Consider the following 25156-nt stretch of genomic DNA (forward strand, 5'->3'; position numbering starts at 1 on the left):
TGCCGGGTTGGGCATGTGGTTTTAGAGGGCTGAGGCATGTCGAGAGTCTGTCAAGTTACCGGTAAGGGTCCGGTGACTGGGAATAACATTTCCCACGCAAATAACAAAACCCGTCGTCGTTTCCTGCCGAACCTGCAGCATCACCGCTTCTGGGTTGAAGAAGAGAAACGTTTCGTGCGTCTGCGCGTATCCGCCAAAGGCATGCGTATCATCGACAAGCGTGGCATCACTGCCGTGCTGGCCGACATCCGCCGCGCTGGCAAGGTTTAAGGAGCTATATCATGCGTGAATTGATTCGAATGATCTCTAGCGCCGGTACTGGTCACTTCTACACTACCGACAAGAACAAGCGTACTACCCCGGACAAGCTCGAAAAGAAAATGTTCGACCCGCGCGTTCGCAAGCACGTGATCTACAAAGAAGGCAAAATCAAGTAATTGATTTGCTTCCTTGTGAAAAAAAGCCCGTATCTCACGATACGGGCTTTTTTTTGCGTCCGATTTACTGATCAGGCTTTCTGTTCGAATACCACATAGATCTTGCGGCAAGGTTCGAGCACTTCCCAGGTTCCGCTGAATCCGGCGGGGATCACGAAACGGTCACCGGCGCGCAAGGTCTTGGCGTTGCCTTCGCCATCGCGCAGCACCGACACACCCTGCACGATTTCGCAGTACTCATGTTCGGTGTAATTAACCGCCCATTGCCCCACTTCACCTTCCCAGACGCCCGCATTCATCTGGCCGCAGGGGCTGTTGTAATGGTTGTAGACGGTCTGCTCGGGATCGCCCTTGAGGATTTTTTCTGCGGCAGGGCGGTAGCGGTCTGGGGCGGTGTTGGCCTGGCTGAAGTCGACGATGTCCTGGATGCTCATATGCGTGTCCCGTCTGGCCTGCGGTTGGAGAGCCCAAAGTCTATGTTTATTAAAATGAACATCGCAAGGGCGTTTGCCGCCGTTATGTCAAATATATTGAAACATCCCTGGCCGCTGGTTTAGGGTGGCAGCTGCCTTTGAGCCGAGCAGTTGGCTGGCGGGCAAGAATTCTTTGAGGCTGCCGGGCGACATCACCTGGCCCTCGTATTCAATAAGAGGAGGACACTCGCATGACCACCCTGACCCGTGCCGACTGGGAACAACGCGCCAAGGATCTGAAGATCGAAGGCCGCGCCTATATCAATGGCGAGTACACCACCGCCGTTTCCGGCAGTACCTTCGAGTGCATCAGCCCGGTGGACGGCCGCCTGCTGACCACCGTTGCCAGCTGTGACGCCGACGATGCCCAGCGCGCCGTGGAAAACGCCCGCGCCACCTTCAATTCCGGTGTGTGGTCGCGCCTGGCACCGGCTAAACGCAAAGCCACCATGATCCGTTTCGCCGCGTTGCTCAAAGCCAACGCCGAAGAGCTGGCGCTGCTCGAAACCCTGGACATGGGCAAGCCCATCAGCGATTCCCTGGACATCGACGTGCCCGGTGCCGCCAACGCCTTGAGCTGGAGCGGGGAAGCCATCGACAAGATTTACGACGAAGTGGCGGCCACGCCTCATGACCAGCTGGGTCTGGTGACCCGTGAGCCGGTCGGCGTGGTGGGCGCCATCGTGCCGTGGAACTTCCCGTTGATGATGGCCTGCTGGAAACTCGGTCCGGCGCTGTCCACCGGTAACTCGGTGATCCTCAAACCGTCCGAAAAATCTCCGCTGACCGCCATCCGCATCGCGGCCCTGGCCGTTGAAGCCGGTATCCCGAAAGGCGTGTTCAACGTTCTGCCAGGCTACGGTCACACTGTGGGTAACGCCTTGGCGTTGCACATGGATGTCGACACGCTGGTGTTCACGGGCTCCACCAAGATTGCCAAGCAACTGTTGATTCGTTCCGGCGAATCGAACATGAAGCGCGTATGGCTGGAAGCGGGCGGCAAGAGCCCGAACATCGTGTTTGCCGACGCTCCGGATCTGCAGGCCGCCGCCGAGTCGGCCGCCAGTGCCATCGCCTTCAACCAGGGTGAAGTGTGCACCGCCGGCTCGCGCCTGCTGGTGGAGCGTTCGATCAAGGACACCTTCCTGCCCCTGGTGATCGAGGCCCTCAAAGGCTGGAAGCCCGGCAACCCGCTGGACCCGGCGACCAACGTCGGTGCCCTGGTGGACACCCAGCAGATGAACACGGTGCTGTCCTACATCGAGGCGGGCCACGCCGACGGCGCCAAGCTGGTGGCGGGCGGCAAGCGCACCCTGGAAGAGACCGGCGGTACCTACGTCGAGCCGACGATTTTCGACGGTGTGACCAATGCGATGAGAATCGCCCAGGAAGAAATCTTCGGTCCAGTGCTGTCGGTGATCACCTTCGACAACGCCGACGAAGCGATCAAGATCGCCAACGACACCCAATACGGCCTGGCCGCGGCGGTGTGGACTGCGGACATCTCCAAGGCGCACCTGACCGCCAAGGCGCTGCGCGCGGGTAGCGTGTGGGTCAACCAGTACGACGGCGGCGACATGACCGCGCCGTTCGGTGGCTTTAAGCAATCGGGTAACGGTCGCGACAAGTCGCTGCATGCGTTCGATAAGTACACCGAGCTGAAGGCCACCTGGATCAAGCTCTAAGCACCCCTGCAGGCCAAATGTGGGAGCGGGCTTGCCCGCGAATGCGGTATGACAGTCGCCGTTGTCGCGTCTGATACAGCGCATTCGCGAGCAAGCCCGCTCCCACACTGTTTTGTACGAACCCGTAGATATCCACAGGAGCGTGGCAATGCGTTGGGCGACTTACTTTGCCGTCCTGGCTTCGGTACTCAGCGTGGGCCTGGCGCTGGGCGTCAGCATGCCGCTGGTGTCCTTGCGCCTGGAAGGCTGGGGCTATGGCAGCTTCGCCATTGGCGTAATGGCGGCGATGCCAGCATTTGGTGTACTGCTCGGCGCCAAACTCTCCAGTCGCCTGGCGGCGTGGCTGGGCACCGCCAACCTGATGCGCCTGTGCCTGTGGGCCGGTGCGGTGTCCATCGGGTTGCTGGCGATCCTGCCCAGTTACCCGGTGTGGCTGGTGCTGCGCTTGATGATCGGCGTGATCCTGACCATCGTGTTTGTCCTCGGCGAAAGCTGGATCAATCAATTGGTGGTCGAGCAGTGGCGTGGACGGCTGGTGGCGTTGTACGGCTGCAGCTATGCGTTGAGCCAGTTGTCGGGGCCTTTGTTACTGGGCGTGATCGGCACCGGGCATGACTACGGCTTTTGGGTCGGCGTGGGGCTTCTGATGGTTGCGCCGCTGCTGTTGCTGGGGCGCTCCGGCGCGCCCACGGCCGAAGCGTTCAGCGTCACCTTTGTCGACCTGTGGCGTTTTTGCCGCAGCCTGCCGGCGATTGCGTGGGCGGTGGCGCTGTTTGCTGCGTTCGAAGCAATGATCCTGACGCTGCTGCCGGTGTATTGCCTGCAGCAGGGGTTCACCGCTGAAACTGCCCTGGCGATGGTCAGCGCCGTTGTCGTTGGCGATGCGCTGCTGCAGTTGCCCATCGGCGCGCTGGCCGATTACCTGCCGCGCCGAACATTGTTTCTGGGCTGTGCGCTGCTGTTACTGGTGTCGAGCCTGGCAATTCCTGCGTTGATGCACACGCTGTTGATCTGGCCGGTGTGGGTGCTGTTCGGCGCCAGTGCCGGCGGATTGTTCACGCTGTCGTTGATTCTGATCGGCGAGCGCTATCGCGATGATGCGCTGGTGCGGGCCAATGCCCATATCGCGCAGCTGTGGGGTATCGGGTGTCTGATTGGGCCGCTGGTGGCCGGCGCCGGCAGCCAGTGGATCAGCGGACACGCGCTGCCGTTGCTGATGGCGGCCGGGGCAGTGGGGCTGGTGCTGCTGTTACTGCGCCAAGGCGCTTTCGGCGCCACACAACCGTGTTCTTAAAGCATGCGCTCCAGGCCCACTGAGGTGGCGAACCATGCGTTGAAACGCCGCCACCAACTGCCTGGCTCGCGCGTCAGGGTGTGCAGTTGGCCGTTATCCTCGGTTACCCACACCACCTGGCCGTCTTGCAGTTTCGCCTCATAACTGAGTGCTGGCGCCATGCCCTGCAGCGCCAGGTTACGCACGTGCTCGGCCAGTTCGGGGCTGTCCACCAGCACGCCGACTTCGGTGTTCCACAGCACCGACCGTGGGTCGAAGTTGAACGAGCCGATAAACGATTTTTCGCGATCAAAGATCATCGCCTTGCTGTGCAGGCTCGAATCCGAACCGCGGAACGTGCCGCGCCGGAACAGGTGCGGTCCGCTGCCGGCGCTGGGGTCGCCGGGTTGACGGCGCAATTCGTACAGCTTTACGCCGTGTTCGAGCAACGCTTTGCGGTAGGGCGCGTAGCCGCCGTGTACGGCCGGCACGTCGGTGGCTTCCAGGGAGTTGGTCAACAGGCGCACCGAAACCCCGGCGTCGGCGCGTCCAGTCAGGTACACCAGGCCGGGCTGGCCTGGCACAAAATACGCTGAGATCATCACCAGTTCGCGGTTGACTCGTTCCAGCTCCGGCGCCAGTTGGGTGGTCAGCAGCAGTTGCGGGTCCGGGTCCGCCTTGGCCAGCACCTTGCTCGGTGCGTCCCACAGCGCCTGGTTCCAGGCCCAGATCAGTTCGCGGCGCCAGATGTCCATGCGTGGCTGAGTCTTGTAGGTGCGCAAGCGGTTGTACAGCGCGTGGTTCTGCTGGCGTGATTCGGCGAGCGACGCCTCCAGGCGCACGCGTGCGACGGCCAGGTCGCCTTTTGACGGCGGGTTGGAAACGAAGTCGTCGATGGGCTTGCTCAGGGCGCTGTTCCAGTACTGATCGAAGCTGTGCCCCAGTTGCTCGGCCACCGGCCCCACGCTGAGCATGTCGATGTCGGTGAAATTCAGATTGGGCTCGGCGTCGAAATACTCATCGCCCAGATTGCGCCCGCCGACAATCGCCACGCTGTTGTCCGCCAGCCACAATTTGTTGTGCATGCGTCGGTGTTGCAGCGACAGGTTGAACAGGCGCCCCATGGCCCGCGTGGCCCCCGTGCTCCGTCCCAGATGCAGCGGGTTGAACAGGCGAATCTCGATCTTGGGGTGGGCGGCGAGGGTGGCGATGATCTGGTCGAGGCCGTCGCTGGTGGTGTCGTCCAGCAGGATGCGTACGCGCACGCCACGGTCGGCGGCCTTGAGCAGCTCGTCCACCAGCATGCGAGTGCTGATGCCGTCGTGCACGATGTAGTACTGCAGGTCGAGGCTGGTCTGGGCGTTGCGGATCAGTTCGGCGCGGGCCATGAACGCTTCGCTGCTGTTGGGCAGCAGGCGAAAACCCGAACGGCCCTGGTAAGGCGCGGCCTGGGCCTGGATCGAACGGCCGAACGAAGACGCCGTCGCGGGCAGGGCGTCGCTGGGGATGCGCGGGGCATGCACCGTTGCGCAGCCAGCCAAGGCCAGGGCGAGTACCAATGTGAACAGCTGGGCAGGTCGCAATCTCAAGGGGATGTGTCTCGCTGAGGGGGCGCGGCGTTGGACAACACGCTTTGCGAAATGTCATGGGCGTTGATTGGAACGCGCAGGCTGGCCAGGCAGCACACCTGCCTTTGATTTGGAGACATTCCCTACAGATCAGCGCGGGGCGCTGCCCGGATTATTTCGACGTCGCCGATGCCCCGCGGCGCATCTGTGCCTACGGGGTGCGGCGCGTCCGACTAATCCAATCAAGAAAAAACCAACATGAAAAAACAACCTATCTTGACCGCCCTCATCATCGCGATGGCGCCGCTTGCGGCCAATGCCGCCAGTGTCGACCTGACCGTCAGCGGTACGGTCGTGCCCACCTCCTGCGTACCGTCCTTTGCGGGCGGCTCCCATGTGAACCTGGGCCAGGTCGAAGCTTCCCGTTTGAACCAGGAGCGCCAGACCGATCTGCCGCCGCGCGATATCAACCTGATCATTGCCTGCGACGCCCCGGCGCCGGTGGAAATTGCCGTCGTGGATAACCGCGCGGAAACCAAGGCCCCCGGCATGCTCTTCAAAAACAACCCGAGCGTGGGCCTGTATTACGGCCTGGGCAGTGTCCAGGGCGTGCCGATCGGCGGGTTTGGTCTGTCGGTGGGGCAGCCCACCACCGACGGCACGGCCCAGACGTTCCTGGTGCGTACGCCGGAAAACCCGGTATGGCGCGTGCCGACCAGCGGCCTGGTATCCAATTCGCCGACGTCCTACTCCTGGGGTGAGAGTGCGGCCTCGGGCCCGGTTGCAGCCCGTTTGCACGCATTTCCGATGCAGGTGCTGCCAGCGATTCGCCGTGCGTCGGCGCTGCCGGAGACCACTGATTCGTACGAGCTCTCCGGGTCCGTCACGTTCAACGTTTTCTACCTCTGAGGCAGTGCGCGCCAGGCATGACGGGGCGCTGACCCGTTCGGCCTGAATACGCGACTCAGCCAAACGAAACACGTCGGGCGGCATGGCTGTTACGCCGCCTTGACGTGCCCTGGAGCACTGCATGAAATCCCATGATTGTTTTCGCGCGTTGAGCGCCGTTGCCCTGTCGTGCCTGGCGTTTGCCAGTCTGTCGACGATGGCGGCAGGCATGGTGCCGCAAACCCCGGTTGTCATCGTGGACGAGGCGACGGGGGACGCTACGTTGATCGTCAAGAACACCGATGACCAGCCGGCGTTGCTTTACAGCAGCATCGAACACATCGCTGAGGACCCGGCACCGATCCTGTTGCTGACGCCGCCTGTGATCAGGGTCGAAGCCGGGCAGAGCCAGCAGGTCAGGTTTGTCCTGCACAGCGAAACGCCACTGACCACCGAGCGCCTCAAGCGCGCGGTATTCGAGGGCATCAAGCCGCGCCAGAGCGCCGAGGGTGCCCATGTGAGCCTGGGCGTGCGGCAGAACATCCCGGTGATCCTGCGGCCCGCCAACCTGCCCATCGAGCGCGCGCCCTGGAAGCTCTTGGTCTGGCGCGTGACCGAGGGCAAGGTACAGGTGAGCAATCCCAGCCCCTATGTGGTTCGTTTATCCAAATCCGTCAGCCTGCTGCCGGGTGGCGAAGTGCTGGACCTGGGGCGCACTTATATTCTGCCGGGGGAGGTGCTGACGCCGGCAGGTGACGCTTTTCTGGGCACCCACGTGCGACTGTTTCCGGCGACCACTTATGGGTTCGCGGTCAGCAGCCATGACGCGCCGCTGAGCACGCAGTAATGCCACGTGGGTTTGGCCCTTGGCCGGTCTCGCGCCTGGCGGTGGCGATGTTTATCGGCACCACAGCGAATGCATTCGGTGAAACAGCGGTGGAATTCGACCTCTCGGTGGTGCAGGCGCGCGGCCTAGATCCGAAGCTCGCCGAGTACTTTAGGACAGCCCCACGCTTCACCGCCGGGCAAAGTCGGGTTGCCCTGAGGGTCAACGGTGTATCCGCCGGGCAGGTGCTGGCCACCTTCGATGAGCAAGGCCGGCTGTGCCTGGATGCCGCGCTGCTTGAGCAGGCTGGTATCGATGAGGCGTTCATACCGTACGCCGCGTCGACGCAATGCGCGCTGCCGGCCGAGACGCTTGCCGGCGTACAAGTGCAGCTTGATCCTGGCACCCAGCAGGTGTCGTTGCTGGTGCCCACGGGCCTGCTGCGCAACGGCGCGCGCGCATCCAAAACCTGGACGACGGGCGGCACGGCCGGGGTGGTGAATTACACGGCGCTGGTGTCCGCCAGCGCAGGGCCTGCCTATTCCAGCCAGTTTCGTCACGTGGGGGTGGAATGGGGCTTCAACGCCAATGATTGGGTGGTGCGCAGCCGCCAAAGTTACACCCGATCGAACGACGCCTCGCAGGTCGAAAACCTTTACACCCACGCCTCAAGGACCTTGGAGCGCTACCAGGCCACTGTTCAGGTGGGCCAGCTCACACTGCGCTCGCCGCTGTTTGCAGGCGGGGCCTTCACCGGGATCCAGATGTTGCCCGAAGCAGGCCTCGCCCAACGGTTCGATGGGCAGTTGGGCGATGGCACGCAGGTCGAAGGCATTGCCTACGGGCCTGCCCGTGTCGAGGTGCGTCAAAGCGGTGCGCTGATCCACACCACGCTGGTTCCCAGCGGGCCTTTCGTCCTGCGCGATGTGCCCCTGCTGAGCGGGCGGCTGGACCTTGAAGTCAGCGTGATAGAGGACGGTGCCGAGCCCCGCCGTTTCTGGGTGCCCGTCGACAGCCTGCGCCCACTGGCGATTGCGGCGTCCCCCGGGTTTGCCCTGGCGGCGGGGCAGGTTCGCCGATTTGCCGACGATACGCGCGAAAAGCCGTCGTTTGCGGTCGGTAGCAAGGATTGGCTGTTGAGCCCTTCGACGTTGCTGACGGGAGGATGGATGGGCGCCGGTGACTATCAATCCCTCGGCCTTGGCGTTCAGCACGCGTTGGGTCGCGACACCACGGTGAGCGCGCAGCACCTGGGCTCTCATGTCGCGACGGCGGGGGCGGGGCACAGTCTTAACGCTGCCGTGAACACATCGCTCGGCGCCGGTGTTTCCGCCGGCTTGACCTGGACGCGACGCAGCCAGGGGTTTCGGGCTCTGGATGACGTCGCGCTGGATGTCCGCGATAGCAATCCCTATGAGCGGGCGGAGCAACAATGGGGGGCGTCGTTGAGCTATTCCGATCAGGCGTGGGGTGCCCTGACGTCTTCCGTGTCGCAGTACCGCCTGGCGGGCGCCGCGGATCGCACGAGCGTGAATGTCGCCTGGTCACGCGCCTTTGCCGACGCCAGCCTGTCGTTGAGCGTTCGCCATGACAGCGGCGGCGATGACCGGGGGATCGGTGTCTACACAAGCCTGACCCTGCCGTTCGGGCATCGCCGCGTGAGCGTTTCGGCGCGCCATGACGAGCGGCAGGGCACGCGCACCGGCGCGCGTTACAACGAGCACATCAGCGATACCGCCAGCTACAGCCTTGCCGCGGATCGCAGCGATACCGGCCGCACCGATCTTTCCGCGCGCCTGAGCCTGCTGCCGCGCTACACCAGTGTTGAGCTGGGGCATGCGCGCGGCGGTCTGGGGCAACGCAGCTATGACCTGTCGCTCAATGGCGGCCTGGCGCTGCACGCGCACGGCGTGACGCCTTCGCCATACGCCGTGCGCGATACCTTTGGTGTGATCAAGGTCGGCGAGGGCGCCGGCGTCAAAGTCAATACACCCCAGGGGCCGGTCTGGACCGATAGCTCGGGGCATGCCGTGGCGGCGAGCCTGCCGGCATTTTCCGCGAGCCGGTTGGAGGTCGATCCTCGCAGCCTCAAACGGAACACCGACGTGCTCAATGGGTTCCGGGAGATCGAGGCCGGGCGTGGCGCTGTGCCACGGGTCGAATTTGCCCTGGCCAGTGCTCGGCGCCTGTTGCTGCGCGTGCGCACCGACGCGGGGGGTTGGGTGCCCAAGGGCGGCGCGGTGTATGACAGTGCCACGGGTGCCTACCTTACCAACGTGGTTGACGCCGGTCTGGTGTACCTGGCCGACGCACCGGAGCAATTGAAGCTGTACGTCTCCATGGCCGACGACCGGCGCTGCGTTATCGAGTTGGATACCCGGCGCATTGCGCAAACCGCGGCGCCGTATCAAAGCGCCGAAACGACCTGTATCCAAAGGAGCCCGTAATGGCAGGCACAACGATGAAGGGCGTCCTCTGCGCCGTGGCGCTCTGCTACGGCCCGGCTGCGCAAGTCCAGGCTGAGTGCAGCTTGCAGTTGAGTTCGCCTCAGGTGGTGTTCGAACCAGGCCCGCGTTCGGCGCTGCGACCCGGCAGCGCTGGCGGTGACCTGAGTTTTGGCGTGCGGCGTGTGTGGTTGAATGCGCAGTGCCGGCAATCGCAGCCGATGAGCTTGCGGTTCGAGGCTCCTGCGGCGAACGCCCAGGCCTATCGCTTCGGCGTGGGTCGTTTGCAGGTGCGCGTGCGTGCCGCGCGAGTGGATGGGCGCTTGATCGAAGACTGGCGCGGCGCGGATGCAGCTGCACGCGACAACGTATTGCGCCCAGGCGACCGCTTGAGGCCCTGGCACAATGGCCAGGCGCTGGCAGGTCGCCATTTGCAGTTGGAGCTGGAGGTCGAGCCGCTGGTGCCTCGGCAGGCGGCGAATGTCAGGGATATCACGCGGTTTGCAACAGTGGGGCGCTTTGAGCTGGAGTGAGGGTCAGTCGCTTGCCAGCATCGCCGTCGCGGCCGCTCCGACCTTGCGCACCGCTTCTTCAATCTGCGGGGTGGGTTTGGCCGAGTAATTCATGCGCAGGCAATTGCGGTACTTGCCCGACGCGGAAAAAATGCTGCCGACCGCCACCTGTACCCCTTGCTGCATCAACGTGCGGTTGAGCTTGAGGGTATCGAAGCCCTCCGGCAGTTCTACCCACAGCATAAAGCTGCCCTGTGGCCGACTGGCGCGTGTGCCAGCCGGGAAATAGCGGCTGACCCAATCGAGCATCAGGTCGCGATTGCGCTGATATTGCGTGCGCATCCGCCGCAAATGCGGTTCGAAGTGGCCACCCTTGAGAAATTCCGCGATGGCGATCTGCGGCTGCGTGGCGGTGGAACCGGTGCTGATGTATTTCATGTGCAGCACGCGTTCCAAATACCGGCCCGGCGCAACCCAGCCAATGCGCAGGCCTGGGGCGAGGGTTTTGGAGAACGAACTGCACAGCAGCACGCGACCGTCTTCGTCGAAGGACTTGATCGTGCGCGGGCGCGGGTAGCTGTAGGCCAATTCGCCATACACATCGTCTTCGATGATGGCCGCGTCAAAGCGCTGGGCCAGGGTCAGCAGCGCGCGTTTGCGCGCTTCCGGCATGATGTAGCCCAAGGGGTTGTTACAGTTGGGGGTCAGCTGGATGACCTTGATCGGCCATTGTTCGAGGGCCAGCTCCAGGGCTTCGAGGCTGATGCCGGTGAGCGGATCGGTGGGGATCTCCAGGGCTTTCATGCCCAGCCCCTTGAGGGTCTGCATGGCGCCATGGAAGCTCGGTGAGTCCACCGCGACGATGTCGCCCGGCTCACAGATGGCGTGGATGCTGGCCGATAACGCTTCGTGGCAGCCGGTGGTGATCACGATGTCTTCGGCGCCCAGTTGGCAGCCGGAATCCAATGACAGCCGGGCGATCTGCTCGCGCAGTTCCATACAGCCCAGGATGTTGTCGTAGTACAACCCCGGCAGATCCTGGCGCCGGCTGACGCGGGCCAGGCTGCGCAGCAAGGGTTTGAGGGTGGGCGACAGTACATCGGGCATGCCACGGCCCATCTGTATGACGTCTTTGCGCGGCACAGCGCGAATCAGTTCCAGCACCTGGTCCCACTGGGAGATTTCCACCGGGCGCTGTGCCGGCCGTCCTACCTCCGGCAACGCAGGCAGCTCACGGCTCGCGGGCACGAAGTAACCAGACTTGGGTTTAGGTGTCGCCAGGCCGTGGTCTTCCAGCAGGCGATAGGCCTGTTGCACGGTGCTCAGGCTCACCCCATGTTCCACGCTTAACGCCCGTACGGAGGGCAACCGGTCGCCTGGGCGATAGAAGCCTTGTTCGATGCGAGTGCCCAGCAGCTCGGCGAGGTTGACGTAGAGGGTCATGGCGGTCGCTCCCGGGGACCAGTACAGATCCTGGGAAAATACAGGATTCAACCTTCAAGTGGCAGTATCTGTATGGATTTAATAAGCGCTTGTTGAATCTGTAATGGTTTGGTCCACTCGCTCATTCTAGTCACTCATGGCAACCGACAAATGAGGGGCAGCAAAAATGAACGGTATGAGCGATGTGCGCCTGAGGTTATACAGTCAGGAGCTGGAGGCTGACCAAGGTCGGGCCGCAACGCCGGGCGATATCAGCCGTTGGGGGCTGTTCTGGCGCCGTCGCCACACCCGCAAGGCCTTGCTGCACTTGACCGGCGAGCAACTGCGCGACATCGGCTTGAGTGCCGAACAGGCGCTGGAGGAAGGCCTGAAACCGTTCTGGCGTGATTGATCAGACCAGCTCTTTGAGGCGGTGCCAAAGCATGCCCAATGCCAGCAGCGGCGAGCGCAGATGCTTGCCGCCGGGAAAGGTCATGTGCGGCACCTGGGCGAACAGATCGAAACGCCCGTGCTGCTGGCCGCTGATTGCTTCGGCCAGCAGCTTGCCCGCCAGGTGTGTGGCATTGAGGCCATGGCCGGCGTAGGCCTGGGCGTAATACACATTGGGCTGATCGCTCAGGCGCCCGATCTGCGGCAGGCGATTGGCGCCGATGCCGATCATGCCGCCCCATTGATAATCGATCTTCACGTCGGCCAGTTGCGGGAACACCTGCAGCATTTTCGGACGCATATACGCGCCGATGTCCTTGGGGTCCCGACCGGAATAATGGCAGGCCCCGCCGAACAGCAGGCGCCGGTCGGCCGACAGGCGGAAGTAGTCCACGGTCACCCGCTGATCGCAGACGGCCATGTTGCGCGGCAGTAATTGAGCGGCCTGGGCCTGGCTCAAGGGTTCGGTGGCGATGATGTAGCTGCCGGCGGGCAGTACCTTGCCGCTCAGATGAGGGTTGAGGCCATTGAGATAAGCGTTGCAGGCCAACACCAGCGTATTGGCGCGTACCGTGCCCTGGGCGGTGTGGACTTGGACTTCGGGGCCGTAGTCGATACGCGTCACTGGCGATTGCTCGAACAGCTTTACGCCTTGTTGCGCGGCGGCGGCGGCTTCGCCGATAGCCAGGTTCAGCGGATGCAGGTGGCCGGAGCCCATGTCGATCATGCCGCCCACATAGCGCCCGGAACCGATCACACTGTCCATTTCGTTGGCTTGCAGCAGGCGCACTTCATGACGATAGCCGAGGCTGCGCAGTTCTTCGGCGTCTTCGGCCAGGCCTTGCAGGTCGCGAGGCTTGTTGGCGAGGTCGCAATAGCCCCACGTCAGGTCGCACGCGATCTGAAAGCGTTCAACGCGCTCGCGCACGATCTCCACGGCCTCAAGGCCCATCAGTTTCATCTGTCGGATCCCGTCGGTGCCGATGATGCTGGCGAACTGGTCCAGGCCATGACCGACCCCGCGGATCAATTGGCCGCCGTTACGCCCGCTGGCGCCCCAGGCGATTCTGCGGGCCTCCAGCAGCACCACGCTGAACCCGCGCTCGGCCAGTTCCAGGGCGGTATTGAGCCCGGAAAAGCCACCGCCAACCACACACACATCGGCTGTCACCTCGCCCGTCAGCGCCGGGTGGTCGGGCTGCGGCAGGCTGCTGGCGGCGTAGTAGGAATCAGTGTGGCGGGCGCTTGTGATCATGGGGAGCATCCCTGTTTGGAAAATTTGACGCAGGATACAGCGGTCGGACGATGCTGTCTGCGCAGGGCAATTTGCGGCAGAATCCACGCCTGTTCGCCGTGGGGTACGTGTTTCGATGAGTTGCAACCGTCAGAAGATCAGCGCATTGCGCCGTCAGATTCCTTCGTTCGAATGTGTGCCGGGGTGCCATGACTGTTGTGGGCCGGTGACCACCTCGCCCGAAGAAATGTCGCGCCTGCCGCGCAAGACTGCTGCCGAGCAGGAGGCCGCCATGGACGAGCTGAACTGCGTTCATCTGGGCCCCACGGGCTGCACGGTGTATGACGAGCGGCCGCTGATCTGTCGGCTGTTCGGCACCACCGAAACCTTGCCATGCCCCAATGGCCGTCGGCCGGTGGAGCTGATTCACCCACGGGTGGAAAAACAGATCCACGAATACATGGCCAGCACCCGGCAGGTATTGGTTTAGTCCGGGATCGGCAGGTTAAGGCTCTCTTTAACCTCTTCCATCACGATGTAGCTCTTGGATTCGCGCACGTGGGGCAGCTTGAGCAGGATGTCGCCCAGTAATTTACGGTAGGAGGCCATCTCGGAAATCCGCGCCTTCACCAGATAGTCAAAGTCACCGGATACCAGGTGGCACTCCAGCACATGGGGCAGTTTCAGCACGGCGCGGCGGAACTCCTCAAAGGTGTCGCCGGACTTGTAATCCAGGCTGATCTCGACAAATACCAGCAAACTCCCCTTCAAGTGCTGCGGGTTGAGCCGCGCGTTGTAGCCCATGATGATTCCCTCGCGCTCCAGGCGCCGTACGCGCTCGGTGCAGGGTGTGGTCGAGAGGCCGACTTTTTCCCCCAGCTCAGTGAACGAGATGCGCCCATCGGTTTGCAGGATGCGCAGGATATTGCGGTCGATCTTGTCCAGCTCCCGCTTGGTCTGGGTGTTGGTACGCATAGGGGATACGCCTCTGTTAAAACGGTTTATGCCGAGAATTGTCGCCAAATATAGGCATTTATATAGTGAAATGCACTGGCGATTGCTTTTTATACTGCGCCCATCATTGCTCGAATAACACACGTCGGCGGCCAAGCCGCGATGAGGATATAAAAATGCGCGTTCTGGTCTTGGGTAGCGGCGTCATTGGGGTAACCAGTGCGTACTATTTGGCGCGGGCCGGTTTTGAAGTGGTGGTGGTCGACCGCCAGCCCGCCGCTGCCATGGAAACCAGTTTCGCCAACGCCGGCCAGGTGTCCCCAGGCTATGCCTCGCCCTGGGCCGCGCCGGGCGTGCCGCTCAAGGCAATCAAATGGCTGCTGCAACGCCACGCGCCATTGGCGATCAAAGCCACCGCCGATATCGATCAATACCTGTGGATGGCCCAGATGCTGCGCAACTGCACCGCCAGCCGGTATGCGGTGAACAAAGAGCGCATGGTGCGTTTGTCCGAATACAGCCGTGATTGCCTCGATGAGCTGCGCGCCGAGACCGGCATTGCCTACGAAGGCCGAAGCCTGGGGACCACCCAACTGTTCCGCACTCAGGCGCAGTTGGACGGCGCCGCCAAGGACATCGCTGTACTCAAAGAGTCCGGTGTACCGTTCGAGCTGCTTGATCGTGCTGGCATTGCCCGCGTGGAACCTGCTCTGGCCAGCGTCACCGACATCCTCGCCGGTGCTCTGCGCCTGCCCAACGACCAGACCGGCGACTGCCAGATGTTCACGACGCGCCTGGCCGACATGTGCAGGCAATTGGGCGTTGAGTTCCGCTTCGAACAGGATATCCAGCGCCTCGACCACGCGGGCGAGCGCATCAACGGTGTATGGATCGACGGCAAGCTGGAAACAGCCGATCGTTATGTCCTCGCCTTGGGCAGTTATTCGCCGAAGTTGCTCAAACCGCTGGGTATCAAGGCGCCGGTGTACCCGCTCAAGGGTTATTCGTTGACCGTGCCGATCACCAACCCGGCGATGGCGCCCACCTCGACCATCCTCGACGAGACCTACAAGGTCGCGATTACCCGTTTCGACAACCGCATCCGCGTCGGCGGCATGGCTGAGATCGCCGGTTTTGACCTGTCGCTGAACCCGCGTCGACGCGAAACCCTGGAGATGATCGTCAACGACCTTTATCCTCAAGGCGGCGATCTGGCCCAGGCTTCGTTCTGGACCGGCCTGCGTCCGACCACGCCCGACGGTACGCCGATTGTCGGTGCCACACCGTTCAAGAACCTGTTCCTGAATACCGGCCACGGCACCCTCGGTTGGACCATGGCCTGTGGCTCCGGTCGTTTGCTGGCCGACCTGATGGCCAGGAAAACCCCGCAGATCAGCGCCGCGGGCCTCGATATTTCCCGTTACGGCAACCACCAGGAGTCCGCAAAACATGTCAATCCAGCGCCAGCTCACCAATGAGCGCATGAGCCAGATCGTTGTTCACAGCGGTACCGTGTACCTGGCCGGGCAAGTCGGCGATGACATGAGCGCCGGGATTGAACAGCAGACTCGCGAGACGCTCGCCAATATCGAGCGCTTGCTGGACCTGGCCGGCACCGACAAAACCAGACTGCTGTCGGTGACGATTTACCTGAAGGACATCGACGCCGATTTCGCCGGCATGAATGCAGTGTGGGACGCGTGGCTGCCCAAAGGCGTTGCCCCGGCACGCGCCACCGTTGAAGCCAAGCTGTGCGAACCGCACATCCTGGTAGAGCTGTCCGTGGTGGCCGCGCTGCCTTAGATTCAGATCCCTCTCCCGGCGCCGAGGCTGTTGATCGGTGCCGGTTTTTTTTTCACTCCGCCGCCTAGAAGCCTGCCGCCATGCGTCCAGCCCGTGCCCTGATCGACCTCCAAGCCTTGCGCCACAACTACCAATTGGCCCGTGAAGTCACGGGCGCCAAGGCGCTTGCCGTGATCAAGGCCGATGCCTACGGCCATGGCGCCGTGCGGGTGGCCCAGGCGCTGGAGGCGCAGGCCGATGGTTTTGCCGTGGCCTGCATCGAGGAAGCACTGGAACTGCGTGCCGCCGGCATTCGTGGGCCGGTGCTGCTGCTGGAAGGCTTTTTTGAAGCCGACGAGCTACCGCTGATCATCGAGCATGATTTCTGGTGTGTGGTGCATTCGCTGTGGCAACTGGAAGCTATCGAACAGGCTCGCTTGAGCAAACCGCTGACCGTGTGGTTGAAACTGGATTCGGGCATGCATCGTGTCGGCCTGCATCCCAAGGATTATCACGAGGCTTACCAACGCCTGCTGGCCACCGGCAGCGTTGCAAAAATCGTCTTGATGAGCCACTTCGCACGTGCCGATGAGCTCGATTGCGTGAGCAGCGATGAGCAAGTGGCGGTGTTTGACGCGGCGCGCCAGGGCCTGGCGGCCGAGGTGAGCCTGCGCAATTCGCCGTCGGTGATGGGCTGGCCGAATGTGTCCAGCGACTGGGTGCGCCCCGGCATCATGCTGTACGGCGCCACGCCGTTTGGCGAAGACCAGGCCGTGGCCGCGCGCCTGCAGCCGGTAATGACCCTGGAATCGAAAGTGATCTGCGTGCGTGAGCTGCCGGCGGGTGAGCCAGTGGGCTACGGCGCCAGGTTCATCACGCCCAAACCCATGCGGATCGGTGTGGTCGCCATGGGTTACGCCGATGGCTACCCACGTCACGCTCCCACCGGGACGCCGGTGCTGGTGGCTGGGCAGCGCAGCCGGTTGCTGGGGCGCGTGTCCATGGACATGCTTTGTATCGACCTGACGGACGTGCCTCAGGCCGGCCTGGGCTCGACGGTGGAATTGTGGGGAAAAAACATCCTGGCCAGCGACGTCGCCGTCGCCGCCGACACCATCCCCTACCAGATTTTCTGCAACCTGCGGCGGGTGCCAAGGCTCTACTCCGAGGCCTGAGCGCCGTTACGAATGGAGCTGGTCGGGATTTAGGCCAAAGTGTTGTAAATACTGAACGCTGTCGCCATGATAACGCTCAATTACAACAAGCCTGAATCCTAGGAGGCACCTGCATTGGACGTCGGCGAACGACTGCAATCCATCCGTAAACTCAAAGGTCTTTCCCAGCGTGAGCTCGCCAAGCGCGCGGGTGTCACCAACAGCACCATTTCGATGATCGAAAAAAACAGTGTCAGCCCCTCGATCAGCTCCTTGCGCAAGGTGCTGGGCGGCATTCCGATGTCCATGGTCGAGTTCTTTTCCGAAGAGATCCTCCAGGAAATACCGACGCAGATCGTCTATAAAGCCAATGAGCTGATCGATATCTCCGACGGCGCGGTCACCATGAAGCTGGTGGGCCGGGCGCACCCCAGCCGGGCTATCGCGTTCCTCAACGAGATCTATCCGCCGGGCGCCGACACCGGTGAGGAAATGCTCACCCACGAAGGTGAGGAAACCGGGATTTTGCTTGAGGGCCGCTTGGAGTTGGTGGTCGGTCTTGAAACTTTTGTGCTCGAAGCGGGCGATAGCTACTACTTTGAAAGCACCAAGCCCCACCGTTTCCGCAACCCGTTCGACGTGCCGGCGCGACTAATCAGCGCAGCCACACCCGCGAACTTTTAACACAAGAGGCGTCCTGCCAGCGTTGCAGAGCCGCCCGTGGCAGTATCCGCGAGGCTGAATCTCCCTTTATTTAATGGGGTTGTTTCGGCCAGGCGGGCTAACCGTTATACTTTCGCCGCCTGCGAAACCGTGGCCGCAGGCGTGAATAGCCACCATTGAGGGTGAACGCGTGAACCTAATTATGAAAATGCTGGCTGCACCAGCAACCGTACTGGCCCTCTGGGCTGTCAGCGCTCAAGCTGCGACCAACGATGAGATCGCCAAGCGCCTGGAGCCTGTCGGCCAGGTGTGCGTCCAGGGCCAGGAATGCAAGGGCATGGAGGTGGCCGTGACGGCGGGCGGCGGCGGTGCGAAAACGCCGGATGACATCATCGCCAAGCATTGCAATGCATGCCACGGCACAGGTTTGCTGGGCGCGCCGAAAATCGGCGATACCGCGGCCTGGAAAGAGCGCGCCGATCACCAGGGCGGCCTTGATGGCATCCTGGCCAAAGCCATTACCGGTATCAACGCCATGCCGCCCAAAGGTACCTGCGCCGATTGCTCCGATGAGGAGCTCAAGGGCGCCATCAAGAAGATGTCCGGTCTGTAACCCGGCTAGCTTCGCCAAAAATGCCGCTTCCGAGCGGCTTTTTTGTGCGTGCAATTGATAGGTCGAGGCTGGTTATTGCAGCAAAGACCCTGCAAGCTCGGTCCAACTCCAATTCATGGAATGTCAGGAGGGTCGGATGGTGCAGTTGTGTTCAATCGAGCAAGCAGTTGATGACGTACTGGCGCGGTTGCCGGCGCATATCCATATGGGCCTGCCGCTGGGCCTGGGCAAGCCCAATCTGTTTGTCAACGCGCTGTACCGGCGTATCGCCAAGCTGCCGGAGCGGGCACTGACGATCTACACCGCCTTGAGCCTGGGCCGCCCGACATTGGGCGACGGTTTGCAGAAGCGCTTTCTCGAACCCTTCATCGAGCGTGTGTTCGGCGATTACCCCGAGCTGGATTTCCTCGCCGGCCTGCACACAGACAGCTTGCCGGCCAATATCCGCGTGCAGCAATTCTTCATGCAACCCGGCAGCCTGCTGCACAGTGCATCGGCGCAGCAGGACTACGTCAGCAGCAATTACAGCCACGCCGCCCGCGACATCAACGCCGCCGGCCTGAACCTGGTGGCGCAGCTGGTCGCCAGCAGTGCCGAACACCCCGACCGTCTGAGCCTGAGCTGCAACCCCGACATTACCCTCGACCTGCTGCCGATGATCGCCAGGCGCCGCGACGCGGGTGAAACCATCCTGATCGTCGGTCAGGTTCACACCGACTTACCCTACATGCCCGGGGATTCCGAGCTGGGCATGGACGCGTTCGACTACCTGCTCGACGAAAAGGACAGCACCACGCTGTTTTCCACACCCAATATGCCGGTGGGTTTCCAGGATCACTTTATCGGCCTGCACACCAGCACCCTGGTACGCGACGGCGGCACGTTGCAGATTGGTATCGGCTCGATGGGCGATGCACTCACGGCCGCACTGCTGGCGCGTCAGGCGGACAACGAGGCCTATCGCCTGCTGCTGACGGACCTGGATGTATACCGCTGGGCGCCGTTGATCAGCCGTGAAGGCGGGGTTGCGCCGTTCGCCCGTGGCCTGTACGGCTGCAGCGAAATGTTCGTGAATGGCCTGCTGGTACTGGCCGACGCGGGCATCGTGCGGCGCAAGGTGTACCCGGATGTCGCCACTCAAGAACAGGCCAACGCGGGCTTGCTCGATGACGCCGCGCAGACCGATGGCGTGTCGATCCACGGCGGTTTCTTTCTAGGGCCTCGGAGTTTTTACCAGCGCTTGCAGGAAATGACCCACGCCAAGCGCCTTGAATTCAACATGACAGGTATCAGTTACATCAACGAGCTGTACGGTCAGGAGGCACTCAAGCGCCTGCAGCGTCAGGATGCGCGCTTTATCAACAGCGCGATCATGGTGACGCTGCTGGGCGCGGGCGTGGCCGACCAGTTGGAAGACGGCCATGTACTCAGCGGGGTCGGTGGGCAATACAACTTTGTCGCCCAGGGCCATGCGCTGGAGGGCGCGCGCTCGATCCTGATCCTGCGGAGCTGGCGCGAATCGGCCGGGGAGGTCAGTTCCAATATCGTCTGGGACTACGGTCACTGCACCATTCCCCGGCACCTGCGGGACATCGTCATTACCGAATACGGCATCGCGGACTTACGCGGTCAGACGGACGCCAAGGTGATCGAGGCGTTGCTCAGCATCACCGACTCGCGCTTCCAGAATGACCTGATCCAACAGGCGCAGAAGGCCGGCAAATTGCCCAAGGATTTCCAGCTGGATCCGCGGTTCAGCGACAACACGCCCGAACGGTTGCAGGGTATCCAGGCGCGACATCGACGCTTGTTCCCCGAATATCCGCTGGGCAGCGATTTCACTCAGGAGGAGCGAGATCTGTTGCGGGCGCTGAACTGGCTCAAGAGCAAATTCAAGCTGACGGAGATTCTCGAGTTGGGCAAGGCTGCATTGGATGCGCCGGAACCGGAAGCGTTTCCAGAGCATTTGAGGCGGATGCAGTTGGACAAGCCTGAGGGTTTGAAGGAGGACCTCTATCAGCGCCTGTTACTCGCTGGCTTACAAGCAACCGCGCACTAAAACCAACACAAGGCCAACTGTGGAAGGGGGCTTGCCCCCGATAGCGGCGTATCAGTCCCAAATGTGTTGGCTGAACCACTGTTATCGGGGGCAAGCCCCCTCCCACATTTTGATCCGTGTTCACCTCGTAGCAAATTACTCGATGAAGGTGACGACGCCACCGGCCAACGACTTCACGCGCGCCAGCGACTCAACCCGATAACCCTGCGCGTCCAGCTCGGCGCGGCCACCCTGGAACGACTTCTCGATCACGATCCCCAAACCGGCCACGGTTGCGCCGGCCTGCTTGATGATCGAAATCAGTGCCTGGGACGCCTTGCCGTTGGCCAGGAAGTCGTCGATCACCAGGACGCGGTCGCTGCTGGTGAGGTGACGCGGCGAGATGGCCACGGTGCTTTCGGTTTTCTTGGTGAACGAATACACCGTCGCCGACAGCAGGTTTTCGGTCAGGGTCAGAGATTGCTGCTTGCGCGCGAAAATCACCGGCACGCCCAGGTTCAGGCCGGTCATGATCGCCGGGGCGATGCCCGAGGCCTCAATGGTGACGATCTTGGTGATGCCCGAGTCCTTGAACAACGCGGCGAACTCGTCGCCGATCAGTTTCATCAGCGCCGGGTCGATCTGGTGGTTCAGAAACGCATCGACCTTGAGTACCTGATCGGAAAGCACGATGCCTTCTTCGCGAATTTTCTTGTGCAGTGCTTCCACGGAAAGCTTCCTCTAATGGCGCGTTGTGCGCCGAAAGTAGATTAAAAAGTAGTCGATTCTAGCGCTTTAACATCGCGCGTATGTCCGCCAGGGCGGTATTGCCGCGAACGGCCTTCACCTCGGTCGGGGTGTCGTCATTGCCTTCCCAGGCCAGGTCGTCCGGCGGCAGTTCGTCGAGGAACCGGCTGGGGGCACAATCGATGATTTCGCCGTATTGCTTGCGCTTGGCGGCAAAGGTGAAGGCCAGGGTCTGACGCGCGCGGGTAATGCCCACGTAGGCCAGGCGCCGTTCTTCCTCGATGGTGTCGGCTTCGATGCTGGAGCGGTGCGGGAGGATTTCCTCTTCCATGCCCATGATGAACACGTAGGGGAATTCCAGACCCTTGGACGCATGCAAGGTCATCATTTGTACACCTTCGGCGCCGTCTTCCTCTTCCTGCTGGCGTTCGAGCATGTCACGCAGTACCAGCTTGCCGATGGCGTCTTCGACGGTCATTTCGCCGTCTTCGTCTTTTTCCAGGGTGTTCTTCAGCGCCTCGATCAGGAACCAGACGTTGCCCATACGGTAATCCGCGGCCTTGTCGCTGGAGCTGTTGGTGCGCAGCCAGTTTTCATAGTCGATGTCCATGACCATGCTGCGCAGGGCGCTGATCGGGTCTTCGCCGGCGCATTGCTCGCGCACCTTGTCCATAAAGCGTTTGAAGCGCGACAGGCGGTCGGTGAAGCGCGTGTCCAGGTGTTCGCCCAGGCCGATTTCGTCGGTGGCGGCGTACATCGAGATCTTACGTTCGGTAGCGTAGTTGCCGAGCTTTTCCAGGGTCGTCGAACCGATCTCCCGGCGTGGCACGTTGATGACGCGCAGGAAGGCGTTGTCGTCGTCCGGGTTTACGATCAGGCGGAAGTACGCCATCAGGTCTTTGACTTCCTGGCGTCCGAAAAAGCTGTTGCCGCCCGACAGGCGATACGGCACCTGGTGATGCTGCAACTTCAACTCGATCAGCTTGGCCTGGTAGTTGCCCCGATACAGGATCGCAAAATCGCTATAGGGCCGGTCGGTGCGCAAGTGCAGGCTGAGGATCTCGACGGCCACGCGCTCGGCTTCGGCGTCTTCGTTGCGGCAACGGATCACGCGGATCTCGTCGCCGTGGCCCATCTCGCTCCACAGCTGTTTTTCGAACTCGTGGGGGTTGTTGGAGATCAGCACGTTGGCGCAGCGCAGGATGCGGCTGGTGGAGCGGTAGTTCTGCTCCAGCATCACCACTTTCAAGGATGGGTAATCCTCCTTGAGCAGCATCAGGTTTTCCGGACGAGCGCCGCGCCAGGCGTAAATCGACTGGTCATCGTCGCCCACCACGGTGAACTGGTTGCGCGTGCCGATCAGCAGCTTCACCAGCAGGTATTGGCTGGCGTTGGTGTCCTGGTATTCGTCGACCAGCAGGTAGCGCACCTTGTTCTGCCATTTTTCCAGGATGTCCTTGTGTTCCTGGAACAGTTTGACCGGCAGCAGGATAAGGTCGTCGAAGTCCACGGCGTTGAACGCTTTGAGCGTGCGCTGGTAGTGGGTGTAAACGATGGCGGCGGTCTGTTCCTTGGGGTTGCGCGCGTTTTCAAGGGCTTCGGGCGGCAGGACCAGATCGTTTTTCCAGGCGCCGATCATGTTTTTGATCTCGTCGACGCCGTCGTCGCCCGCGTATTCCTTCTGCATGATGTCGGTCATCAAGGCTTTGACGTCGGTCTCGTCAAAGATCGAAAAGCCTGGCTTGTAGCCCAGCCGCACATGCTCCTTGCGGATGATGTTCAGCCCCAGGTTGTGGAAGGTACACACGGTGAGGCCACGGCCTTCGCCACCCTTGAGCAGGGTGCCGACGCGCTCTTTCATTTCCCGCGCGGCCTTATTGGTAAAGGTCATCGCGACGATGTACTGGGCGCGGATGCCGCAGTTCTGGATCAGGTGCGCGATCTTGCGGGTAATCACGCTGGTCTTGCCGGAGCCTGCGCCGGCGAGCACCAATAGAGGGCCGCCGACGTAGTTCACGGCTTCTTGCTGCCGGGGGTTGAGTCGGGACATACGGAATGTGTGGGGTCGTTGATCAAAAGGGCGGGCATTTTAACAGGCTGGCAAGATTCTGCTGCTCTGGATCGACGGTGTGACGTACCACTCGATCTAAATTTGCCGGTTTTGCTACTTTGCCGCAGGATGTCGGGGCTTCTTGTGGTTAAAGCGCTGACAAATGATTACAGCCTGCGTGTTTGATAACTCTTATCATTGGTGATTATCAGGCCGCACGTCATAATGCCCGCCGCCAACGAAATTTTGCAGAGTCTAGGGAGCTAGCTTGTCTACGCCTGTCGAACCCTTGCGTTTGCTGCTTCTGGCCGATACGCCTGAGTGGGCAGCGTTGTTGCGCGAGTGCCTGGCGCCGATGGGCGATGGGGCTGTGCTGATCAGCGCGCCAAACTGGGACTCCGTGAGTCGTCTGTTCGATGACGACCAGAGCGCGGTGCTGTTGACCACACCGATGCTGCAACCCGCCCCCGGCCGTTGCAGCCTGCCCTGCGTGCTCCTGCTGGAGCAGGAACCGCTGGTTGCGCCGTTAGGCGTCAGCGATTGGCTGGTGCGCGATGGCGTGGCCGTCGACACGCTGCGCCGCTGCCTGCGCCATGTTCGCGAGCGCGGTGTGCTGGAAACAACCCTGCAACGCCTGGCCGAACAGGACCCGCTGACCGGCATCGCCAACCGTCAGGGCTTCCTGACCTTGCTGGCCGCGCGACTGGCCGAGAACGACGGTCGCGGCCTGGCTCTCGGTCACTTGGACCTGGACAATTTCCGACATGCCAACGACGCCCTTGGCCACCAGGCCGGCGACCGCCTGATTCTGCAGGTAGTGTCGCGGCTCAAGAGCCAACTCGAAGTCGGCGACCAACTCGCCCGCCTGGGCAGCGATGAATTCGCTCTGTTGATAGATACCCGCCGCGCGCCCCAACGTGCCGAGTGGATGGCCGAACGCATCACGCAAGTCATGGCCGAACCTTACTGGGTGGATGGCGAAAGCCTGCTGATCGGCTGCAGCCTGGGCGTGGCCCATGCCCGCGCTCGCGCCGGCGCCGACCCGCTGATGTGGCACGCCCATATCGCCATGCAGCAGGCCAAGAGCACCCAGGGCTGCACCTTTCATATCTTCAACGAACGCATCAACCGCAACGCCCGCAGCCTGGCCGACCTGGAAAGCGAACTGCGTCGTGCCCTGCGGCGTGATGAGCTGGAGCTGCACTACCAACCGCGCCTGGACCTGGACGACGGCCACATTGTCGGCCTCGAAGCCTTGGTGCGCTGGCGCCACGGCGAACGTGGCCTGTTGCCGCCCAGCGAGTTCGTACCGCTGGCCGAACAAAGCGGCCTGATCGTACCGCTTGGCTATTGGGTGATCTCCCGTGCCCTGCGCGACATGCAGGACTTGCGCGAACGCGGCCTGCCGCCGCTGCACATGGCGGTGAACCTGTCGTTTCGCCAGTTTCAGGACAGCCAACTGCTTTCCACCCTCAGCCGTCTGATTGCGGAACGTGGGGTAGAGGCGCAGTGGCTGGAATTCGAGCTGACCGAAACCGCTGTGATGCGCCGCAGCGATTTGGTCAAACAGACCATGGATGCCCTCGGTCGCCTGGGCGTGCGGTTTTCCCTGGATGACTTCGGTACCGGTTTCTCTTCGTTCGTGCACCTCAACAGCCTGCCGATTGCCCTGTTGAAGATCGACAAGAGTTTTGTCGGCGGCATGGAGGAGCGTGAAGAAAACCGCAAATTGGTACACGCCATGATCAACCTGGCCCACAACCTCAACCTGGAGGTGGTGGCCGAAGGCGTGGAAACCCAGGAACAACTGGCGCTGTTGCGGTTATTTGGCTGCGATCAGGCCCAGGGCTACCTGATCAGCAAGCCATTGCCATTGCCTGAGCTGGTGGCTTACCTGACCGTCGGCGATGGCCAGCAGGCCATGCCGGGCGCGGTTATGTAGC

General features: G+C 62.0%; 24 protein-coding genes. 17 read left to right on the forward strand and 7 right to left on the reverse strand.

The genetic code is table 11. The annotated features are described in order from the left end of the window. Nucleotides 1–36 precede the first annotated feature (36 nt). Together rpmB and rpmG are read left to right on the forward strand one after the other, a co-directional pair. Complete coding sequence (rpmB, locus tag OSC50_RS25365; RefSeq protein ID WP_181076277.1) at nucleotides 37–270, forward strand: 50S ribosomal protein L28; 234 nt, start codon at nucleotides 37–39, stop codon at nucleotides 268–270. A gap of 11 nt (nucleotides 271–281) precedes the next feature. Then, entirely contained in the window at nucleotides 282–437 is a 156-nt protein-coding gene (gene rpmG / locus OSC50_RS25370) for a 50S ribosomal protein L33 (protein WP_003176906.1), read from the forward strand. 71 nt (nucleotides 438–508) lie between these two features. Here the strand turns inward: rpmG and OSC50_RS25375 are convergent, their stop codons facing one another. Continuing rightward, entirely contained in the window at nucleotides 509–871 is a 363-nt protein-coding gene (locus OSC50_RS25375) for a cupin domain-containing protein (protein WP_253509788.1), read from the reverse strand. Nucleotides 872–1101: 230 nt separating this feature from the next. Between OSC50_RS25375 and OSC50_RS25380 the strand changes: the two genes are divergently transcribed. Together OSC50_RS25380 and OSC50_RS25385 are read left to right on the forward strand one after the other, a co-directional pair. Further along, complete coding sequence (locus tag OSC50_RS25380) at nucleotides 1102–2595, forward strand: aldehyde dehydrogenase (RefSeq protein ID WP_253509787.1); 1494 nt, start codon at nucleotides 1102–1104, stop codon at nucleotides 2593–2595. Between the two features lie 148 nt (nucleotides 2596–2743). Continuing rightward, complete coding sequence (locus OSC50_RS25385) at nucleotides 2744–3889, forward strand: MFS transporter (RefSeq protein ID WP_181076281.1); 1146 nt, start codon at nucleotides 2744–2746, stop codon at nucleotides 3887–3889. Here OSC50_RS25385 and OSC50_RS25390 read toward each other — a convergent pair. Beyond that, entirely contained in the window at nucleotides 3886–5451 is a 1566-nt protein-coding gene (locus OSC50_RS25390; protein WP_181076576.1) for a phospholipase D family protein, read from the reverse strand. The genes OSC50_RS25385 and OSC50_RS25390 overlap by 4 nt on opposite strands. 243 nt (nucleotides 5452–5694) lie before the next feature. Between OSC50_RS25390 and OSC50_RS25395 the strand changes: the two genes are divergently transcribed. The 4 genes from OSC50_RS25395 to OSC50_RS25410 all read left to right on the forward strand — a co-directional run bounded on the left by OSC50_RS25395 (nucleotide 5695) and on the right by OSC50_RS25410 (nucleotide 10127). After that, nucleotides 5695–6345, forward strand: a complete 651-nt coding sequence (locus OSC50_RS25395) for a DUF1120 domain-containing protein (RefSeq protein ID WP_253509786.1) — start codon at nucleotides 5695–5697, stop codon at nucleotides 6343–6345. Nucleotides 6346–6466: 121 nt separating this feature from the next. Next, nucleotides 6467–7171: a fimbria/pilus chaperone family protein gene (locus OSC50_RS25400; RefSeq protein WP_253509785.1), complete on the forward strand. Its 705-nt coding sequence runs from the start codon at nucleotides 6467–6469 to the stop codon at nucleotides 7169–7171. Further along, complete coding sequence (locus OSC50_RS25405; RefSeq protein WP_266245054.1) at nucleotides 7171–9597, forward strand: fimbria/pilus outer membrane usher protein; 2427 nt, start codon at nucleotides 7171–7173, stop codon at nucleotides 9595–9597. The genes OSC50_RS25400 and OSC50_RS25405 overlap by 1 nt, the downstream gene beginning before the upstream one ends. Then, a complete protein-coding gene (locus OSC50_RS25410) occupies nucleotides 9597–10127 on the forward strand; it encodes a DUF1120 domain-containing protein (RefSeq protein ID WP_266245053.1) in 531 nt (176 codons plus the stop codon). The genes OSC50_RS25405 and OSC50_RS25410 overlap by 1 nt, the downstream gene beginning before the upstream one ends. 3 nt (nucleotides 10128–10130) lie before the next feature. On the opposite strand, the gene OSC50_RS25415 is transcribed toward OSC50_RS25410, so the two are convergent. Continuing rightward, nucleotides 10131–11549 carry an aminotransferase-like domain-containing protein gene (locus OSC50_RS25415; protein WP_266245051.1) on the reverse strand — a complete coding sequence of 473 codons (1419 nt, stop codon included), beginning with the start codon at nucleotides 11547–11549 and terminating at the stop codon, nucleotides 10131–10133. A 166-nt stretch (nucleotides 11550–11715) separates the two neighbouring features. Between OSC50_RS25415 and OSC50_RS25420 the strand changes: the two genes are divergently transcribed. After that, nucleotides 11716–11940, forward strand: coding sequence for a DUF1127 domain-containing protein (locus OSC50_RS25420; RefSeq protein WP_266245049.1), 225 nt, complete (start codon nucleotides 11716–11718; stop codon nucleotides 11938–11940). On the opposite strand, the gene OSC50_RS25425 is transcribed toward OSC50_RS25420, so the two are convergent. After that, nucleotides 11941–13233 carry an NAD(P)/FAD-dependent oxidoreductase gene (locus OSC50_RS25425; protein WP_266245047.1) on the reverse strand — a complete coding sequence of 431 codons (1293 nt, stop codon included), beginning with the start codon at nucleotides 13231–13233 and terminating at the stop codon, nucleotides 11941–11943. Nucleotides 13234–13348: 115 nt separating this feature from the next. Here OSC50_RS25425 and OSC50_RS25430 point away from each other — a divergent pair, with 115 nt between their 5' ends. Beyond that, a complete protein-coding gene (locus OSC50_RS25430) occupies nucleotides 13349–13702 on the forward strand; it encodes a YkgJ family cysteine cluster protein (RefSeq protein WP_253509781.1) in 354 nt (117 codons plus the stop codon). Here OSC50_RS25430 and OSC50_RS25435 read toward each other — a convergent pair. Beyond that, on the reverse strand, nucleotides 13699–14187 hold the full coding sequence (locus OSC50_RS25435; RefSeq protein ID WP_003176896.1) for an Lrp/AsnC ligand binding domain-containing protein: 489 nt from the start codon (nucleotides 14185–14187) through the stop codon (nucleotides 13699–13701). The two genes, OSC50_RS25430 and OSC50_RS25435, sit on opposite strands and share 4 nt — an antisense overlap. Before the next feature lie 155 nt (nucleotides 14188–14342). Between OSC50_RS25435 and dadA the strand changes: the two genes are divergently transcribed. The 6 genes from dadA to OSC50_RS25465 all read left to right on the forward strand — a co-directional run bounded on the left by dadA (nucleotide 14343) and on the right by OSC50_RS25465 (nucleotide 20437). Further along, nucleotides 14343–15644, forward strand: a complete 1302-nt coding sequence (gene dadA, locus OSC50_RS25440) for a D-amino acid dehydrogenase (protein ID WP_181076294.1) — start codon at nucleotides 14343–14345, stop codon at nucleotides 15642–15644. Further along, nucleotides 15616–15969: a RidA family protein gene (locus OSC50_RS25445; protein ID WP_181076295.1), complete on the forward strand. Its 354-nt coding sequence runs from the start codon at nucleotides 15616–15618 to the stop codon at nucleotides 15967–15969. The genes dadA and OSC50_RS25445 overlap by 29 nt, the downstream gene beginning before the upstream one ends. An 80-nt stretch (nucleotides 15970–16049) precedes the next feature. Further along, nucleotides 16050–17123: an alanine racemase gene (alr, locus tag OSC50_RS25450; RefSeq protein WP_181076296.1), complete on the forward strand. Its 1074-nt coding sequence runs from the start codon at nucleotides 16050–16052 to the stop codon at nucleotides 17121–17123. A gap of 114 nt (nucleotides 17124–17237) precedes the next feature. Continuing rightward, nucleotides 17238–17786, forward strand: a complete 549-nt coding sequence (locus tag OSC50_RS25455) for a cupin domain-containing protein (RefSeq protein ID WP_005792468.1) — start codon at nucleotides 17238–17240, stop codon at nucleotides 17784–17786. Between the two features lie 181 nt (nucleotides 17787–17967). Then, nucleotides 17968–18378, forward strand: a complete 411-nt coding sequence (locus OSC50_RS25460; RefSeq protein ID WP_305437754.1) for a c-type cytochrome — start codon at nucleotides 17968–17970, stop codon at nucleotides 18376–18378. A gap of 136 nt (nucleotides 18379–18514) precedes the next feature. Then, nucleotides 18515–20437, forward strand: a complete 1923-nt coding sequence (locus OSC50_RS25465) for an acetyl-CoA hydrolase/transferase family protein (RefSeq protein WP_181076298.1) — start codon at nucleotides 18515–18517, stop codon at nucleotides 20435–20437. Nucleotides 20438–20572: 135 nt separating this feature from the next. Here OSC50_RS25465 and OSC50_RS25470 read toward each other — a convergent pair whose 3' ends face one another. Beyond that, complete coding sequence (locus OSC50_RS25470; RefSeq protein ID WP_003195447.1) at nucleotides 20573–21145, reverse strand: xanthine phosphoribosyltransferase; 573 nt, start codon at nucleotides 21143–21145, stop codon at nucleotides 20573–20575. Between the two features lie 58 nt (nucleotides 21146–21203). Continuing rightward, nucleotides 21204–23213, reverse strand: a complete 2010-nt coding sequence (gene rep / locus OSC50_RS25475; RefSeq protein ID WP_181076301.1) for a DNA helicase Rep — start codon at nucleotides 23211–23213, stop codon at nucleotides 21204–21206. 268 nt (nucleotides 23214–23481) lie between these two features. Here rep and OSC50_RS25480 point away from each other — a divergent pair, with 268 nt between their 5' ends. Next, nucleotides 23482–25155: a putative bifunctional diguanylate cyclase/phosphodiesterase gene (locus OSC50_RS25480; RefSeq protein WP_181076303.1), complete on the forward strand. Its 1674-nt coding sequence runs from the start codon at nucleotides 23482–23484 to the stop codon at nucleotides 25153–25155. The last annotated feature ends 1 nt before the right edge of the window (nucleotide 25156 follow it).

This window comes from Pseudomonas quebecensis, from assembly GCF_026410085.1.
GTDB classification, from domain to species: Bacteria; Pseudomonadota; Gammaproteobacteria; order Pseudomonadales; family Pseudomonadaceae; genus Aquipseudomonas; species Aquipseudomonas quebecensis.

What these genes read in the sequence shown, in the direction of transcription:
- OSC50_RS25395 (WP_253509786.1), top strand. Translation starts at nt 5,695, where the DNA reads ATGAAAAAACAACCTATCTTGACCGCCCTCATCATCGCGATGGCGCCG.
- dadA (WP_181076294.1), top strand. Translation starts at nt 14,343, where the DNA reads ATGCGCGTTCTGGTCTTGGGTAGCGGCGTCATTGGGGTAACCAGTGCG.
- OSC50_RS25435 (WP_003176896.1), bottom strand. Translation starts at nt 14,187, where the DNA reads ATGCGTACCAACACCCAGACCAAGCGGGAGCTGGACAAGATCGACCGC.
- rpmB (WP_181076277.1), top strand. Translation starts at nt 37, where the DNA reads ATGTCGAGAGTCTGTCAAGTTACCGGTAAGGGTCCGGTGACTGGGAAT.
- OSC50_RS25410 (WP_266245053.1), top strand. Translation starts at nt 9,597, where the DNA reads ATGGCAGGCACAACGATGAAGGGCGTCCTCTGCGCCGTGGCGCTCTGC.
- alr (WP_181076296.1), top strand. Translation starts at nt 16,050, where the DNA reads ATGCGTCCAGCCCGTGCCCTGATCGACCTCCAAGCCTTGCGCCACAAC.
- OSC50_RS25465 (WP_181076298.1), top strand. Translation starts at nt 18,515, where the DNA reads ATGGTGCAGTTGTGTTCAATCGAGCAAGCAGTTGATGACGTACTGGCG.
- OSC50_RS25460 (WP_305437754.1), top strand. Translation starts at nt 17,968, where the DNA reads ATGAAAATGCTGGCTGCACCAGCAACCGTACTGGCCCTCTGGGCTGTC.
- OSC50_RS25400 (WP_253509785.1), top strand. Translation starts at nt 6,467, where the DNA reads ATGAAATCCCATGATTGTTTTCGCGCGTTGAGCGCCGTTGCCCTGTCG.
- OSC50_RS25425 (WP_266245047.1), bottom strand. Translation starts at nt 13,233, where the DNA reads ATGATCACAAGCGCCCGCCACACTGATTCCTACTACGCCGCCAGCAGC.
- OSC50_RS25445 (WP_181076295.1), top strand. Translation starts at nt 15,616, where the DNA reads ATGTCAATCCAGCGCCAGCTCACCAATGAGCGCATGAGCCAGATCGTT.
- rpmG (WP_003176906.1), top strand. Translation starts at nt 282, where the DNA reads ATGCGTGAATTGATTCGAATGATCTCTAGCGCCGGTACTGGTCACTTC.
- OSC50_RS25405 (WP_266245054.1), top strand. Translation starts at nt 7,171, where the DNA reads ATGCCACGTGGGTTTGGCCCTTGGCCGGTCTCGCGCCTGGCGGTGGCG.
- rep (WP_181076301.1), bottom strand. Translation starts at nt 23,213, where the DNA reads ATGTCCCGACTCAACCCCCGGCAGCAAGAAGCCGTGAACTACGTCGGC.
- OSC50_RS25415 (WP_266245051.1), bottom strand. Translation starts at nt 11,549, where the DNA reads ATGACCCTCTACGTCAACCTCGCCGAGCTGCTGGGCACTCGCATCGAA.
- OSC50_RS25375 (WP_253509788.1), bottom strand. Translation starts at nt 871, where the DNA reads ATGAGCATCCAGGACATCGTCGACTTCAGCCAGGCCAACACCGCCCCA.
- OSC50_RS25430 (WP_253509781.1), top strand. Translation starts at nt 13,349, where the DNA reads ATGAGTTGCAACCGTCAGAAGATCAGCGCATTGCGCCGTCAGATTCCT.
- OSC50_RS25385 (WP_181076281.1), top strand. Translation starts at nt 2,744, where the DNA reads ATGCGTTGGGCGACTTACTTTGCCGTCCTGGCTTCGGTACTCAGCGTG.
- OSC50_RS25420 (WP_266245049.1), top strand. Translation starts at nt 11,716, where the DNA reads ATGAACGGTATGAGCGATGTGCGCCTGAGGTTATACAGTCAGGAGCTG.
- OSC50_RS25380 (WP_253509787.1), top strand. Translation starts at nt 1,102, where the DNA reads ATGACCACCCTGACCCGTGCCGACTGGGAACAACGCGCCAAGGATCTG.